Consider the following 14,584-nt stretch of genomic DNA (forward strand, 5'->3'; position numbering starts at 1 on the left):
CCGGAGTCTCCCGCATGGTGGGGCGGTTCGCGATGGCGGCCGTGAGGAGCGACCACCGGGCCGTCGGCAACTGGGGGGACAAAGCCGAGCGCTGTCTGCCCGTGGACGTGCCGGAGGAGTGGCAGGGGCTGCCTCTGCTGGCCGAAGGGTTGCTCTTCCCGGACGATGAGTACGGGCCCTGGCAGTTGTTCGAAGCCGGCGGCATGCGTACCTACGACGACGAGCCCTACCAGTGGACCATGTGCCCCCAGTGCGGATCCGTCGGCGCCACGTTCTTCGGCTATGCCGCGCGCCTGTCGTGCGGCTGCCTGGATGACCGGGAGCACCACGAGGTCGACGGCAGCAGCGACAAGCGCCTGTTGGCCGCCTACCGGGCCGCGCTCGCCGAACAGTGGCACCCCGACCGCGCCGTCGAAGCGACGCTGCTGCTGCCCACCGTGCGCGAGGCCCTCGTCAGCCAGACCGGTGCCGCCGCAGCCCAGGAATCCTGCACCGGCGACTGCCAGTCATTCTGGGACCAGCGCTGCCAGGAACTCCCCCCGACCGCCTTCAAAGGGGCCCCAGATTCCGACACCGACACCGATCGCCTGTGCGCGCAGTGCCCGGGCTTCGTGTGCGGACGATGCGGCGAGCAGCCGGCGAGCGCACTGGACGTCCCATGCCGGCTCGGCGAGCCGGTGACGCTCCTGTCCGAGAACCAGGCCCGACAGCGCCTCAACCGGCGGGTCGACCAAGTCGCCGCCGGCACAGGCCAGCACAGGCGCACGGTCAACACCCTCATCAACGAGGTGATCGGCGTAAAGACGAGAACGGGCATCCCCGTCCCCCAGATCGGGGCCGCCCTCACCTACGTCGAGCAGTGGCTTGAAGACACCTCATCGATGCCCACGGGCCGATCTGCCCTCTCCAGCGCCGACCTCAACAAGCTGCACGGCGCCGAGCTGCGCAGCCTCCTCACCACCTACGTGGGCCCGCTCGCGAACGCGCTGCGCGCGGACATCCCGCTGGTACAGCAACGCCTCAACGACTGGATGGACGCACCCAGCCGCGCCGAGGCCACCGACGAGCAACTACGCGACGCCATCCTCCAGGCAGCCGCCTGGCTCGAGGACCCCACCTCCTACCACGCCTACATGACTCCACAGGCCGTCCAGTCCGGCGGTCTCCCCGCGCCGATCCACACCAAGCCGGCCCCAGCGGATACGTCCTGCAGGCTGTGCGCTGCTCCCGTGGCGGCCGGGGAGATCATCGGCCGGATGCCCCGTCCACGCCAGCCGTTCGTCGCCATGTCCTGGCTGTGCGCCCACTGCCTCTGCGACCGGCGCGTCAAACCACGACTCACGGACGTGCTCCTGCGCGTCTTCCACCACGTGTTCAGCGGCAGCACCATCATTCCGCTCAACACCGCCGAGGCCCGGGTTCTCAGCGACGCGCTGTCGCGAGTACCAGCCGAAACGGAGGACGACGATCGCCGTGAGGCGATCGACGCGCTGCAGACGGGCATCGACGCCAACGACCCCGTGATGTTGCTGAGCGACCACTTGGCCCTCGCCGCAGTCGCCGCCCTCCACGCCGCAAAGCCGGTCATGGAAGTAAGCGACGCCGCCATCCTCGCGGCGGTCGCTGAGCACCTGTCCCAGTGGCAGCACAATCCGCAAGGCCTCGACCAGGAACAGTTCGCCAGCCGCGTCCAGTGGCGGCAGGCCGTCCTGAAGAACACGCCTACGCCCACCGCCCTGTCTGAACGGGGCGGCCCCTTCTGGGTCTGAACGCCTCGCCTCCGTCCTGCCAACCAGCCCTACCCCATCTCCCCGGACCGGCCATGATCGACCACGTTGGGCACTTCACCGCCCGGCTCCCCCACCGGGGAGAGCCATACAAGCCTTTGCCCGCCCCGGCTTGCACTGTCACGGAGCACGACTGCACCGAGGAAGGCTGCCTTCTGTGCGCGGCGAAGGAGGCAATCACCAAGGGACGCGACGTCTACGCCGACCTTGAGAAGACGCTGATGGACGTGCGTGAACTGCTGGAGATCGCCGCCCTCATCGGACCCGCTGCACACGACGTCCTCGTGCCCTACCTCGACTCCCCCATGACCAAGCAGGAGGCCGAACCCGCCTCCGGGGCGCTCGTCGACGCCGCGTACCGGGCTGTCGAAGCAGCCCAGATGCTCCTGTGGGCAGCCCGTGGCCGTGACATCCGCTACCTCGTACGAGCCAGCAGCTACCTCAACGCCTCCGCCTACGGCACCGCCCGAGTAATCGACCCCCGCGTCGTCCTCGCAGGCATCGACGATCACCAAGGCCAGGAACCTTGAGAGCCTGTCTTTGCTGAACTCATAGACCGCAGCGCTTCCCAGCCTGGGGGCGACGCAGAAGGGGCCCGCGCTTGCGGGCCCCTTCTTCTGGTAGCGGGGACAGGATTTGAACCTGCGACCTCTGGGTTATGAGCCCAGCGAGCTACCGAGCTGCTCCACCCCGCGTCGGTGATGCCACTCTACACGGTGGATCATGCGGGACTCGCTCGGACGTCAGACTCGGACGATGTTCTCTGCCTGGGGCCCTTCTGGCCCTGGGTGACGTCGAAGGTGACGGTCTCTCCCTCCACCAGTTCTCCGAACCAGCCTGGTAATTCCGCTGCGTACTGACCAAGCGGGCCGGCAAACTGCGCCCACCCGGGTCCGCTGCCCCGTCGGCCGCCCCCGCACCCGGCCGGACGCGGTTGCCGGGGACAAGGCTTACTCGTCCCGCGGCAACCGGATCCGCCTGCGCAAACGCCACCTCTGGGCAGTCATCCCCGAGAAGGAGGACCAGACCGTCAACCGGAAGAGGAAAGGCTCCAGGGGCGGCCGACCCGTCAGTCATGACGCGGACCTCTACAAAGAGAGGAACACCGTCGAGCGCCTGATCAACAAGCTCAAGGCCTGGCGAGGCATCGCCACCCGCTACGACAAGCCCCCAGACAGCTACCTCGCCGGCCTCCATCTACGCGCCTCGATGATCTGGATCAAAGGCCTCAACCAGGCTGTTTCTTGATCACAGCCGATACGGGCCGCTCTAGGGGCGGACGTAAGGCCGAGTCATGATCTCCATGTTGTGGCCGTCCGGATCGTCGAAGTAGGCGCCACGACCACCGAATAGACGGTTGATCTGGCCGGCTTCGGTATGGCTGGGGTCGGCGTAGTAGGTAATCCCGACCACCTCCAGGCGGGCGATCATGGCGTCGAACTGCTCGTCGGGCACGAGGAAGGCGTAGTGCTGTGACTGGATCGGCTCGTCCCTCTTCTCGTAGTAGTCGAGCGTCACGCCGTTGCCGAGGTCGACAGGCAGGAACGGCCCAAACGGGGCGCCGACCTTCAAGCCCAGGATCGCGGCGATGAACTCGGCAGATAGGTGCCGGTCGCTTGCGTAGATGGCGGTGTGGTTCAACTGGACACCGGCCGTCGGCAGCTCGGATACATGCGGGTATGGCTGGTCAGAGGACATCAGTGGTGTGTCTCCGGTCTTGGGATCCGCTGTGGTGAAGCGCCGCATACGGGCGCCGGGAGCAAAGACGCGGAGAAGGGGGCGGGCCTCTTGCCCGCCTCGCGCTCACGCCGAGGCCGGGAACCTCACTCGTGCATGGCCCAAGGCCGACCCGGCAGTCACCCGACCGACCTTAGTGACCATCACAGGCCGGGGCAACGCCGTTCCTCGGCTGTGCTCCGGCCGCAGGTCGAGCGGCCGTTGGAAAAATCCGCTGTTTCGGTCACAGAGGGGGTGACGGTGCCGAGGTAGACGTATCTGCGCTTGTCGTAGCGGGTTGTCACGGTTCTGGTGATCACGACTCAATACGCGCCCTAGCGGTCCGCTACGAGGCGACCGTCCTCATCGCGGCCATCAACGAGTGGCTGTGATCGGCACCCGTCGCTAGAGCTCGTAGTCCTGGGCCAGCTCCTCCCACCGAATGCTGCGAAGCGCAAGGTTGGCGTCCTCGCCCGACGGGACATCCAAGCCGGCCTGGAACCAGACCACGGTGAGCGCGGAACGGTGCAGCACCGGGTCGAGCTCAGGCGCGATCGCTGTCGAGCGGAAGGCACCGAGGCAGGCCACAGTTGGCAGCACCTCGACGGGGCCGAAGGCGCCGGCGGTCCGGTCCGGGTACTCGCGGGAGGGCGGAATCAGATAGACCGGCGTGGAGGGAAACGCACGTTCAGCCTGCCGCTGGAGGCCGCTGACCTTCATGTCGTTGATGGGCTTGCACGGGTAGCCCTCCAACATCCCTCCGTAGGTCGAAGACATTCGCAGCTCGGTGAGCTCGATCGAACGGCCGGACATGAGGGCTACGCGGCTCAGCGACATGACGACACCCTATGCGCACGAATCACTTCCGATACACGGCCTAGAGCAAGGCGCTGCCACTGCCCACCAGACAGATCGCTTTCCCGTCCCAGGCCGGTGTGAGTTGCCGTTGACCGTCAGCGGCGGCGCCCGGAGGTCGTCTCCCGGGCGGCCGCCGCTCGGACGGTCAGGCGGCTTTCCGACCCGTGCTCGGTGTCGGTCCGGCGGCGATGGAGAAGCCGAGGACGAGGCCGTCGTCGGCGGCGTGCGCCGAGGTGAGCGCGATGCCGTGGGGCAAGCCGGTGACGGCCACGGTCCTGGGCCGCAGTTCATCGCGGAGTCCGGAGGTGGCCGGCAGGTCGGCGAGGTCGTCGACGGCCACGCTCCGGTCGAGGACGCTCACCGTGGTGGGTGTGATGGTGAAGGCGTGCGCGGTCGTGCCCAGGGTCGCCCGCACGGTGAGGGGCAGGCCCAGGCGGCCGACGCTCCCTGTGAGGATCAGGTGGCCGTCCCGGCCGCCGGCGGTCAGGCCGTTGCCCAGCGCGCCCAGGCGGCGGGTCACCTGGTCGTATCCCACGGTGGCGGTCGCGGTGCCGCCGGCGCTGTCGCCGTTCGTCGTGACGTCTTTCAGGCGGATGCTGACATCCAGCACGGCGTGCTGAGCGTGTACGCCTTTCGCGCGCACCTCGACGTCGCCGACCTCCCCGCCCAAAGTACGCAGGCCCGCGAGGGGGGTGGTGAGGTCGGCGTGCACCGGGCCGTCCGGCTTCAGCCGGCGCTCCGCCTGGGCGACGACCCGCTTCTCGGTGCGGTGCTCGACCCAGAGGTCGGTCGCGCAGGTGAGCAGGGCCAGGGTCGCGGCGGTGGCGGCCGAGATGAGGCGGGTCTTTTGGCGGGGGTTCGGTCTCACGTGGTCACTGCTCCCGATCGGTCGGCGGGCGGTCAGGCGTGCAGGCGCGGGAGGACCCGGTCGAGCCGGCGGGGTATCCACCAGTTCGCCCGGCCGATGAGGAACATGGCGGACGGCACCAGGATCAGGCGGACCACGGTGGCGTCGACGATCACGCTGATCGCCAGCCCCAGGGCGAGCATCTTCACGACCACGGTCGGCGAGGTGGTGAAGGACAGGAACACCGCGGTCATGATGAAGGCGGCAGCGGAGATCACGCGCGCCGTCGCGGACAGCCCCTCCCCCACGGCGAGCCGGTTGTCTCCGGTGCGGTGCCAGGCCTCGGCGATCCGGGACAGCAGGAAGATCTCGTAGTCCATGGACAGTCCGAAGACGATCGCGAACATCATCATCGGCACGTACGACTCGATGGGCACCGGCTCCGACAGCCCCAGCAGCCAGTCGCCCCAGCCCCACTGGAAGACCGCGACGAGCACGCCGTAGGACGCGGCCGTGGTGCACAGGTTGAGCACGACGGCCTTGAGCGGGATCACCAGGCTGCGGAAGACCGTCATGAGCAGCAGGAAGGCGAGGATCAGGACGATGCCGATGACGATGGGCAGCCGTTCGCCGACCGTGTCCCGGAAGTCGGCCTGGCCGGCCACGGTGCCGGTGAGGTAGGCCTTGGCGCCCGTGCTGTGCAGGGCCTTCGGCAGTGTCCGCCCGGAGAGGGCATCGAGCAGGTCGCCGGTGGCGGCGTCCTGCGGGCCGGTGGTCGGGGTGAGCGTGGTGACGAGGATCCTGCCGTCGGCGCTCGCCTTGAGGGGGGTGAAGGCGGCCACGCCGTGGGTGGTTCTCAAGGCCGTGGTCACGTCGCCCGTGATCCGGTCGACTGGCGACTTCGCGCCGCTCACGTCGACGACGGTGACGATCGGGCCGTTCGCTCCTGCACCGAAGCCCTGCCCGTCGGCGTGGGCGATCCAGTCGTAGGCGGTGCGGGTGCTGCTGCCGGGTCGGTCGGCACCGGCGTCGACGTGGCCCAGGCGCATCGACAGCAGCGGCAGGGAGCACACGCCGAGGACGGCGACGCCGACGACGAGGAATGTCCAGGGGCGCCGGGCGACGAGGTCCGCGTAGCGGTTGCGGCCGTCGCCGGCCGCCGTGCCCTCAGCGACCGGGCGGCGCAGCCGGAACTGGTCGATGCGCCTGCCGACCAGTCCCAGGCCTGCCGGTACGAGGGTGAGGGCGGCAGCGGCGGTGACGATGACGGCGAGGGTGGCCGCGAGGCCGATCTTGCCGATGAAGGTCAGCCCGCAGGCATAGAGGCTGAGCATGGCGACGGCCACGGTCACAGCGGCGACGAGGACGGCGCGTCCGCTGGTGTGGGCGGTGCGGGCCGCGGCGTCGGCCGGATCGCGCCCCTCGATGAGGTCCTGGCGGAAACGCGTCGTCAGGAACAGGGCGTAGTCGATGCCGACGCCGAGGCCGATCATGCCGGCCAGGGTGGTGGCCGAGGTCGCGAAGGAGAGCGTGGCGGCGACGATGCCCAAAATGCCGAGGCCGACCCCGACGCCGATCAGCGCGGTGATCAGCGGCAGCAGCGCGGCGAGGACACTGCCGAAGGCCAGCAGCAGGACGAGGAGGGCGGTGACGACGCCTACGCTCTCGCTCAGCTTGTCGTCGGCCGGTGCACGGACCACCTGATCCAGATCCCCGCCGTAGGCGACGCCGAGCCCCGCCGCCCGGGCGGGGCCGGTCGCCTTGTCCAGTCGCCCGGTGTAGTCGTGGCCGAGGTTCTTCAGCTGCTCGTCGAAGGAGACGGCGGTGTATGCGGTGCGTCCGTCGGCGCTGGTGACGGGCGCGGAGACAGCAGTGACGTGCGGCAGACCCCGGAGGTCGGCCAGGGTCCGCTCGAGCGCGGAGTGCTGGTCGGCGATGGCGCCGGAGCTGGTGTGGAACACGACCTTGCCGCCCGGCCTGCCCGCCTCCGGCATCGAGGTGGCGAGGAGATCGGCGCCGGTGTGTGAGGCGGTGCCGGGCAGGCCGACCTGGTCGCTGAAGGTGGGCGCGGCGAGGTGCCGTCCGGCCAGGGCAGCGACGAGGACCAGCAGCCAGGCGGCGATCACCGCTGCCGGGTGCCGGGCGCAGAAGCCGCCGAGGCGGCCGAGTCCGCGGCGGGCCGCGGCGAAGTCGGTCGCCGGCCGGGCGGCGGTGTGCGCCCCGCTCGGCGCGGGCGGATGCTGCAGAGATCGGGCCACCGTGACCTCCAGAAGAAAGTGTCCTGAGTGACACGAACTCTAGAGAAGAAGTGTCATGAATGACAATTGTCAGTGGTGTCATTTGCTGGTGCCGGCACTCTGACGGCGCCCAGGGAGTGCGTGCGCACCAGGGGCCGCGCCGCGGGTGCGGAATGCGTCAACCGCGACGCGCCGGCCGTGGGTGGCATGTGTGTCAATTGACAGTCGCGACACCTTGGCGGGAGGCTTCGGACCATGCCCAGTGAGCCCACCCCCGCCGGACTGCGCGAACGCAAGAAGGAAGAGACGCGGCGCCGCCTGCTGGAGGGGGCGGCGCACCTGTTCAAAGAACGCGGCTTCGAGGCCACCACGGTCGCGGACATCGCCGCATACGCGAACGTCTCCGCGCGCACCTTCTTCCGCTACTTCGAGAGCAAGGAGGCGCTGCTGCTCCCCGACGGCGTCGAAATCTTCGCCTACGTCGAGAACGCCCTGGCCCGGCGTCCCGCGGACGAGGACCCCCTGGACGCGGTCTGCAACGCCCTGCTGGAGGCGGCCGAGCCGTTCGCCGCCTCCACCCTGACCGCCCTCAGCCACCCGGTCCAAGACATCGAGAACGTCGTCACGGCCCGACTCGTCCAGGCCTTCTCCGACTTCGAGGAACGGCTCACCGCCCTGGTCCAGCGCAGACTGCCACCCAACACACCGGACGCCGACCTCACAGCCGCAGTGATCGCCTGCGCCGCCCTTTCCGCAGTGCGCGCAGTACTGCGTACCCGCAGGGCACGCCGGGCCTCCGGCCTCACGGACACCAGCCCAGCACCCCTGCTGCGAGCCTTCGGGATACTGCGCAAGATCGGCTCTCCCGAAAAGCCCTGACAGCGGGACCCTCTCCCCACTACGGGGCGAAGCGGACGGCTTCATGCGTCGGAGCGGTCAGCCGAGCGAGGGCCTCGAAAAGCCGTCGGTGCAGGCTGGCGGAGCACATGTTCAGACGAAGGCCGCTTTGGCGTACGGCGGTTACCGAACCGAGTGATCAAGTTCGAGGCACCATTCGACGCCGGCCGTCAAAGATCAAGCTAGTCGGTGGCCCACTTGGCCATCCATGCCTCGTTCTGCGCCGATATGGTCAGTTCGCACCGCTCAACAAAGGCGTCGTCGCTGTCTGGTGCGGCGTGGCATGCCGCGGTGCGCCGGACCAGCAGGCTCTCCAGTTCCGCTGCAGTGCGGGAGAACTCCAGTTCCTGGTAGGCGTAGCGGGCCGCCGCCGCATGGGCGGTGACAGCTGCGGCCACGGTGGTGACCGTCGCGACCCACGCGGCAGCCTGGTCGGTGCCGAAGGCCCCTGCCGCAGCACTCAGTAATGCCGCGGTGGCAGCGAGGAGCAGTTCGACCCGTTGTACGACCGTGCTGCGACGGCCCATCTGCGTCGCACGCGGCCGGTAGTAGTCGCGGATCTGGGCCGCCACTCTGATCGTGACGTAGGAGTCCACGTCGAAGACCGGCGGCAGGGCGCGCGATCGGGGCGTGTGGGCTGTCGTCAGCCACGCCAGGTCGGCCGCGTCCGTGATCACGTCCTCGGTTCGACTGAGCAGGGTCCGCTCCACGCCTGCCGGGTCCTCTCCCGCTTCGGACGCGCGATAGACACTGGCGCCGGCAAGGAAGGTGTACAGCTCGCTCTTCAGCGCCTCACTGACGGAGCGCAGGCGGGTCCAGTCGCGCAGCGCCGCCGGCCCCGACCTGAGGGCGACCAGCGGCGCAAGCCCGGCCAGGGCGGCCGCCAGGAACGCCAGCACCTTGCCCACTTCGGCGTGCCACGCCATGGTCTGGGCTGCGGCTGTCGAGAGCACGGCCGCAGCAACAGCCAGCACCAGGCCGACTGCCCGTGTCCTTTCGATGGTTCGTTTCGCTGCGTCGGCCGCCTGCGACCACACACTCTGCTGGTCCCAAACGCGTCGCGGCGCCGCGTGTCCTGATTCCGCCATGCGGGTGATTCTTCCGCAGTTAAGATGGTGACGGTGCGTCACTGCGCGATCTCGCCAGGTGTGAATACAGGGGGACATCATGCCAAAAGGGCAGGACGGTCAACCCGGCCGGGGTCGTCAGCCCCGGCCGTCCGCCCGTATTCAGCAGTCGCCGGCCAAGGCCGGGCTACTGGCCGTTCTCGGTTGGGCGCTCGTGGGAATGGGATCCCTCGCGGGTGGAGCCGCGTACTCCTCTTTACGCAACGGTGAGGCCCAGCACGGCTGGCTTGTAGTCGGCGTCGAACTGTTCATCATGGCCGTTGGTCTGGGAGCCGGGCGGCGGGCAATCCGCAGGGGAAACCGGCACCGGGCGCCAGTGCTGGCCAGCCTCAACACTCTGCCCGATGGCGAGCACATCGTGCTGTTCCTGCGTTCGTTCGCCGACGACGACGGCTTCGCGCACATCCCCACGGGCCACCACCGTGGGCCGTGGGCGGCCACGGTCGACACCGAGGAGCAGCAACTGGCACGCGCGACTGCCCCGTTCGGCCGTATGGTCGCCCTGGGCCGTCCCGACGACCGTCTTCCGCAGGCCGGCGCGACCCGGCGTTACGCCTCGGACCACGACTGGCAGGCACAAGTGCTCGCCGCCCTGGACCGGGCATCGCTCGTCCTCTTGGCGTGCGGCCCCGGGCGCAGCCTGCGCTGGGAAGTCCAGCAGGTCGTCGCCCGCGACCGCCCGGAACGGCTGGTACTGATCATTTCCCGCAGCCTCGAACAGTACGCATCCTTCCGGGCCGCCACCCAGGACCTGTTTCCCAAGCCCCTGCCCGACTCGGCCGACCAAACCTCCAGAGTGGCCCACCGCATGCAGGGCCCGGACGCTTATACCCGCGAGGCCATCTGGTTCGACAGCGACTGGACCCCCCATCGCGCCCCCCTCGGCAGCATGGACGACCCAGAGGTCAAGGTCCACCAGCTGATCAGGTACCACCGCTGGGTGGAAACGGCCTTCCCGCTCGCCATCCGCCCGGTCTTCCGCCGAGCCGGCGTACCCATACCCGGACTTCCTGACGCACAACTCGCTCGCCCCTGGGCCGCTAAGACCGGCGTGGCGTTGCTGGCACTGGCCGCGACAGCGGCGGTCGTGGGGTTTGCCATGAGCGGCAATGTGGAGGCGCTGACCACCGGGATGATTTTCCTCTTCCTGCCGGTCGCGCTGCTGCTGTACGGGACGTGGCGAGGCGTATATGTCGCCCTCCAGTTCCTGACCATCATCACCGGGATCCTGGCCACAGTCATCCTTCTCCTCATCGTCCTGCTGGGCCAGCTGTTCCACGGGCTCCCGTCCGGGCGCCTCGCCGTCGCCCTGCTCCTAGCGGCGGACCTGATCGCCGCTCTCCTGCTCCTGCATCGCCGTGATGTCCGGGACTGGGTCGCCTCCCGCGCTCTCAAGACGCCAGAAGGGTCGGCCTGACCCAGACGTCACCCGACGCGGCGACTGGGACGTCGGCCCCCCAGCGAGCTCCAGTGGACAGATCACCGCACCGCACTGAAGTACTAGCTTGATCTTCAACCTGTGCGGCGGGGCATCGGGGTGGTTGTCTTCTTCTTTCGTCGGTTCGCTGGCTGTGTCTTCTTAGGTGTGTGCACGTCGTGGCGGGGTGCGGGACGGGTATTTTTCCGACCCGGTGGCCGGCCGGGACCGGGGAGGGTGGGTTTCGGTGCTCTGGCCGGGCAGGCGGCCTGTGGGCGGATGTGCCGGAAGTCGCGGCGGACGCGGGTGGCAGTGAGCCTGTCCGGAGGGCTGGGTCTCTCCCAGGGACGGCGCCGGTCGGCTGCCAGTGGGCGGGCCAGACGCAGTTGGGTGTAGGCGGCGAGGATCACCCAGGTCCAGCGGTCGGCGGCCTCGGGTGTGCGGATCTTCGGGGTGGTCCAGCCGAGGGTCTGCTTGAAAAGGCGGAAGGTGTGCTCGATGTCGAAGCGTCGCAGGTAGGCCTGCCAGAGACGGTCGTTCCCGAACACCGAGCCGAGATGACCATCCGCTTCGCCATCGGGTACCAGATCACCGGCACCGGCGGCTGGCCCACCACGGCCTGAACACAGGCCCGGACCGCGGGCCCACCATGCCCCCACGCACCGTCAGACACTCACACACCCAACAACGTGACAGCGCCCGTCGATGACGACGATGGGCTGCGCGATGCTCAAAGTCAAGTAAACCCGTTCGCCACTGACAGTTGGCGCACCGTCATGCGTCCCGGCGCCGGACGCTCCACGCTCCCGCGCCCAGCGCCGCCGCCGTCCAGAGCGCAGTCACGGCGAGCCCGCTCCAGGGCCCCAACGCCCCGTCCCGGGTCCCGTGGAGCACCACCTGGCCCGCGCGGTCGGGCAGGAAGTCGGCGACGCCGCCCGACATGTCGCCGATCACGAAGGACACGATCAGGAGGAACGGTACGAGGATGCTCAGGGTGGCGACTCCGCTGCGCAGCACGGCACTCAGCCCGGCGGCGAACAGCGCCATCATGGTCAGGTAGATCCCACAGCCCACGATGCCCCGCACACCCTGGGCCCAGGTGATCCCGTCACCGGCGGACCCGAGCACCGCCTCCCCCACCGCCAGGCTTACGAACCCGGTGAGCAGTCCGACCGCCAGGACCGGTGCCGCGATCGCCGTCGCCTTGGCCGCGAACCACCGCCCGCGCCGCGGCACCGCCGCCAGCGAGACCCGCAGCGCCCCGCCACGGAACTCCGACGAGACGGCCGTCGCACCGAACGCAATCGCCGCGACCTGTCCGAAGCTGATGCCGAAGAATGCCGCGAAGAGGGGGTCGCCGGTGCTGCTGCCGGGGTCCGTCGAGGCGAGGGCGGAGAAGACGGCGGTGGCGAGCAGGACGGCGCCCAGGCTGCCGGTCAGCGACCGCAGCGTACGGATCTTGATCCACTCGGAGTTGAGCACGGGCGTGAAGGACATCGTCAGGCCTCCTGGGGCTGTGCGGCGAACTCGGCTTCGGTCGCGGTCAGATCGAGGTAGGCCTCCTCCAAGGTGCCCTCCTGCGCCGCCAGTTCGAGGATCGGCACGCCCGCTGCCGACGCGAGGCGGCCGATGTCGTCCACGCGCGCGTGGGACACGGTCCAGTGCCCGTCCTCGTGTTGCTCGGCTTCATGGCCGTGTCGGGCGAGTGCGCTGCGGAGGGCGTCGGTGTCGGTCGTGCGGATCCGTACGCGGGGCTGCACGCGCGCGTGGATGAAGTCCCGCATCGGGGTGTCGGCCAGCAGGCGGCCACGGCCGAGGACGACGAGATGGTCGGCGAAGGACGCGGTCTCGTTCATCAGATGGCTGGAGACCAGGACCGTGCGGCCCTCCTCGGCCAGTCGGCGCAGCAACGCGCGGATCCAGACGATGCCTTCGGGGTCGAGGCCGTTGGAGGGCTCGTCGAGCAGGACCACCTCGGGATCGCCGAGGAGCGCGGCGGCGATGCCGAGCCGTTGCCGCATGCCCAGGGAGTACGTCTTTACCCGGCGCCGCGCCGCCGGCGCGAGGCCCGCCTCCTCCAGTACCTCGTCGACGCGGCGGAGCGGGATGCGGTTGCTCGTCGCCAGGGCCCGCAGATGGTCGCGGCCGGTGCGGGAACCATGCGCGGCCTGCGCGTCGAGCAGGGCGCCCACGTGGCGCAGGGGTTCGGTGAGCGTGGCGTAGGGGCGGCCGCCGACCGTGGCGGTCCCGAAGGTGGGCCGATCCAGGCCGAGGACAAGCCGCATGGTGGTGGATTTTCCGGCGCCGTTGGGGCCGAGGAAGCCGGTGACGCGGCCGGGGCGGACGCTGAAGGTGAGGTGGTCCACGGCCCGTCGTGTGCCGTACTCCTTGGTGAGGTCTCGTACGTCGATGCTGGTCATGGCAACAGCCTGGCCGTTCACGGTCGTCGGCTCCTCCCCCACCGGTGGAGATCGTCTCCCCCGCGCGGGGGAGGTCCGTTGTCAGTGGCGCCTGTCACGATGACGGAATGGACGACGTCGGAATGGCCCGCTTCCTCCGTCCGCTGCTCCGGGGGACGACGTACACGCGCTTGCTGCACCTGTGGGTGCCGATGCTGATCGTCAGCGTGTGGCTGTTCATCGACATGTCGAGGCCGTGGGTGCCCGCGCTCCTCCTGCTTCCCGTGGGTCTGATCCCGGCGGTGCGGATGGGCGAGGGCGTGCAGGCGCGGCTGCTGCTCACGCCGGGCGAACCGGAGTCGGGGATCTCCGTGGCTCCCTCGGCGACCTGGCGGGACCGGGGGCGCACCATGCTGTGGCTAGAAGTGCGCATGGCCCTCGCAGTGCCGGCCACGTTCGCCTGCGTGTGGCTGCCGCTGATCGCCTTTGAGCTGGGCCGGATCGCCTTCGGACACGTGCCCGCCGGGATCCCGGTCCTGGAGGAGGCGCAGCCCCACTGGGTGTACGCCCTCCTGATCCCGCTCCCCCTGGTCGCGCTCTACGCCGTCGTCGTCGGCCTGGGCGAGTTGGTCACCGCCGTCGCCAGGCAGCTGCTCGGCCCCTCGGCCGCGGAGCGGCTGGCGGCCATGGAAGAGCGCACGGAGCAGCTCCTGGAGCGCAACCGCATCGCGCGCGAGCTGCACGACTCGATCGGGCACGCCCTGACGGTCGCGGTGGTCCAGGCCGGCGCGGCGCGCGCGGCCGGCGATCCGGAGTTCACCGACCGGGCCCTGGACGCCATCGAGGAGACCGGCCGCGCGGCCCTGGAGGACCTGGAGCGGGTGCTCGGCATCCTGCGCGAGTCGGAGCGGCCGGTGAGCAGCAGGCCGACGCTGGCCGAGGCCGATCGGCTGCTGGAGTCCGCGCGCGCGTCCGGCGCGAAGGTCGACGCCGAGGTGACCGGAGCGTTGGAGACGGTGCCGGGTCCGGTGTCCCGCGAGGGGTACCGCATCCTCCAGGAGGCGCTGACGAACGTGTTGCGGCACGCGGGCGCGGTGCCCGTCCGGGTCCGCGTCACGGTCGGCGGTGGCAGCCTCGACCTGGAGGTGCGCAATCCGCTGAACGCGGCCACACCCGGCCCGGGCCGGGGCAGCGGCCTGCGCGGCATACGCGAGCGGGCGGCCCTGCTCGGCGGGCGGGCGCAGACCGGTCCGCACGAGGGCGACTGGCAGGTGCACGCCGAGCTGCCGCTGCGCTGAT

Annotated in this window: 13 protein-coding genes, 1 tRNA gene and 3 pseudogenes; 7 read left to right on the forward strand and 10 right to left on the reverse strand. The window is 69.7% G+C overall.

Annotated elements, in window-relative coordinates; genetic code table 11:
• Positions 1-14: 14 nt before the first annotated feature.
• Both ACFYOH_RS28375 and ACFYOH_RS28380 read left to right on the forward strand, forming a co-directional pair.
• Positions 15-1,769, forward strand: a complete 1,755-nt coding sequence (locus ACFYOH_RS28375) for a hypothetical protein (RefSeq protein ID WP_388631072.1) — start codon at positions 15-17, stop codon at positions 1,767-1,769.
• Between the two features lie 116 nt (positions 1,770-1,885).
• Positions 1,886-2,317 carry a hypothetical protein gene (locus ACFYOH_RS28380; RefSeq protein ID WP_388631075.1) on the forward strand — a complete coding sequence of 144 codons (432 nt, stop codon included), beginning with the start codon at positions 1,886-1,888 and terminating at the stop codon, positions 2,315-2,317.
• A gap of 88 nt (positions 2,318-2,405) precedes the next feature.
• On the opposite strand, the gene ACFYOH_RS28385 is transcribed toward ACFYOH_RS28380, so the two are convergent.
• Together ACFYOH_RS28385 and ACFYOH_RS28390 are read right to left on the reverse strand one after the other, a co-directional pair.
• A tRNA-Met gene (locus ACFYOH_RS28385) sits at positions 2,406-2,482 on the reverse strand.
• 48 nt (positions 2,483-2,530) lie between these two features.
• A pseudogene (locus ACFYOH_RS28390) lies at positions 2,531-2,619 on the reverse strand (cold-shock protein); the annotation flags it as partial.
• 5 nt (positions 2,620-2,624) lie between these two features.
• On the opposite strand from ACFYOH_RS28390, the pseudogene ACFYOH_RS28395 reads away from it, so the two are divergent.
• A pseudogene (locus ACFYOH_RS28395) lies at positions 2,625-3,035 on the forward strand (transposase); the annotation flags it as partial.
• Between the two features lie 21 nt (positions 3,036-3,056).
• Here ACFYOH_RS28395 and ACFYOH_RS28400 read toward each other — a convergent pair.
• From ACFYOH_RS28400 to ACFYOH_RS28415, 4 genes are all read right to left on the reverse strand, one after another.
• Positions 3,057-3,485, reverse strand: coding sequence for a VOC family protein (locus ACFYOH_RS28400; protein WP_388631078.1), 429 nt, complete (start codon positions 3,483-3,485; stop codon positions 3,057-3,059).
• Positions 3,486-3,908: 423 nt separating this feature from the next.
• Positions 3,909-4,340, reverse strand: a complete 432-nt coding sequence (locus ACFYOH_RS28405; RefSeq protein WP_388631081.1) for a hypothetical protein — start codon at positions 4,338-4,340, stop codon at positions 3,909-3,911.
• A 166-nt stretch (positions 4,341-4,506) separates the two neighbouring features.
• Positions 4,507-5,229, reverse strand: coding sequence for an LmeA family phospholipid-binding protein (locus ACFYOH_RS28410; RefSeq protein ID WP_388631084.1), 723 nt, complete (start codon positions 5,227-5,229; stop codon positions 4,507-4,509).
• Positions 5,230-5,261: 32 nt separating this feature from the next.
• Positions 5,262-7,466, reverse strand: a complete 2,205-nt coding sequence (locus ACFYOH_RS28415; RefSeq protein WP_388631087.1) for an MMPL family transporter — start codon at positions 7,464-7,466, stop codon at positions 5,262-5,264.
• A 234-nt stretch (positions 7,467-7,700) separates the two neighbouring features.
• Between ACFYOH_RS28415 and ACFYOH_RS28420 the strand changes: the two genes are divergently transcribed.
• Positions 7,701-8,324 carry a TetR/AcrR family transcriptional regulator gene (locus ACFYOH_RS28420; protein WP_388631090.1) on the forward strand — a complete coding sequence of 208 codons (624 nt, stop codon included), beginning with the start codon at positions 7,701-7,703 and terminating at the stop codon, positions 8,322-8,324.
• A 200-nt stretch (positions 8,325-8,524) separates the two neighbouring features.
• Here ACFYOH_RS28420 and ACFYOH_RS28425 read toward each other — a convergent pair whose 3' ends face one another.
• Complete coding sequence (locus ACFYOH_RS28425; protein WP_388631093.1) at positions 8,525-9,430, reverse strand: DUF4231 domain-containing protein; 906 nt, start codon at positions 9,428-9,430, stop codon at positions 8,525-8,527.
• A gap of 79 nt (positions 9,431-9,509) precedes the next feature.
• Here ACFYOH_RS28425 and ACFYOH_RS28430 point away from each other — a divergent pair, with 79 nt between their 5' ends.
• Positions 9,510-10,886, forward strand: coding sequence for a hypothetical protein (locus ACFYOH_RS28430; RefSeq protein WP_388631096.1), 1,377 nt, complete (start codon positions 9,510-9,512; stop codon positions 10,884-10,886).
• A gap of 95 nt (positions 10,887-10,981) precedes the next feature.
• On the opposite strand, the pseudogene ACFYOH_RS28435 reads toward ACFYOH_RS28430, so the two are convergent.
• Positions 10,982-11,422: pseudogene (locus ACFYOH_RS28435) on the reverse strand (transposase); the annotation flags it as partial.
• On the opposite strand from ACFYOH_RS28435, the gene ACFYOH_RS28440 reads away from it, so the two are divergent.
• Complete coding sequence (locus tag ACFYOH_RS28440) at positions 11,378-11,509, forward strand: hypothetical protein (protein ID WP_388631733.1); 132 nt, start codon at positions 11,378-11,380, stop codon at positions 11,507-11,509. The pseudogene ACFYOH_RS28435 and the gene ACFYOH_RS28440 sit on opposite strands and share 45 nt — an antisense overlap.
• 151 nt (positions 11,510-11,660) lie before the next feature.
• On the opposite strand, the gene ACFYOH_RS28445 is transcribed toward ACFYOH_RS28440, so the two are convergent.
• Entirely contained in the window at positions 11,661-12,383 is a 723-nt protein-coding gene (locus tag ACFYOH_RS28445) for an ABC transporter permease subunit (RefSeq protein WP_388631099.1), read from the reverse strand.
• A gap of 2 nt (positions 12,384-12,385) precedes the next feature.
• Complete coding sequence (locus ACFYOH_RS28450; RefSeq protein ID WP_388631102.1) at positions 12,386-13,306, reverse strand: ABC transporter ATP-binding protein; 921 nt, start codon at positions 13,304-13,306, stop codon at positions 12,386-12,388.
• Positions 13,307-13,428: 122 nt separating this feature from the next.
• On the opposite strand from ACFYOH_RS28450, the gene ACFYOH_RS28455 reads away from it, so the two are divergent.
• Positions 13,429-14,583: a sensor histidine kinase gene (locus ACFYOH_RS28455; RefSeq protein ID WP_388631695.1), complete on the forward strand. Its 1,155-nt coding sequence runs from the start codon at positions 13,429-13,431 to the stop codon at positions 14,581-14,583.
• The last annotated feature ends 1 nt before the right edge of the window (position 14,584 follow it).

The sequence above is a fragment of the Streptomyces sp. NPDC007856 genome, assembly GCF_042868225.1.
Taxonomy (GTDB): Bacteria; Actinomycetota; Actinomycetes; order Streptomycetales; family Streptomycetaceae; genus Streptomyces.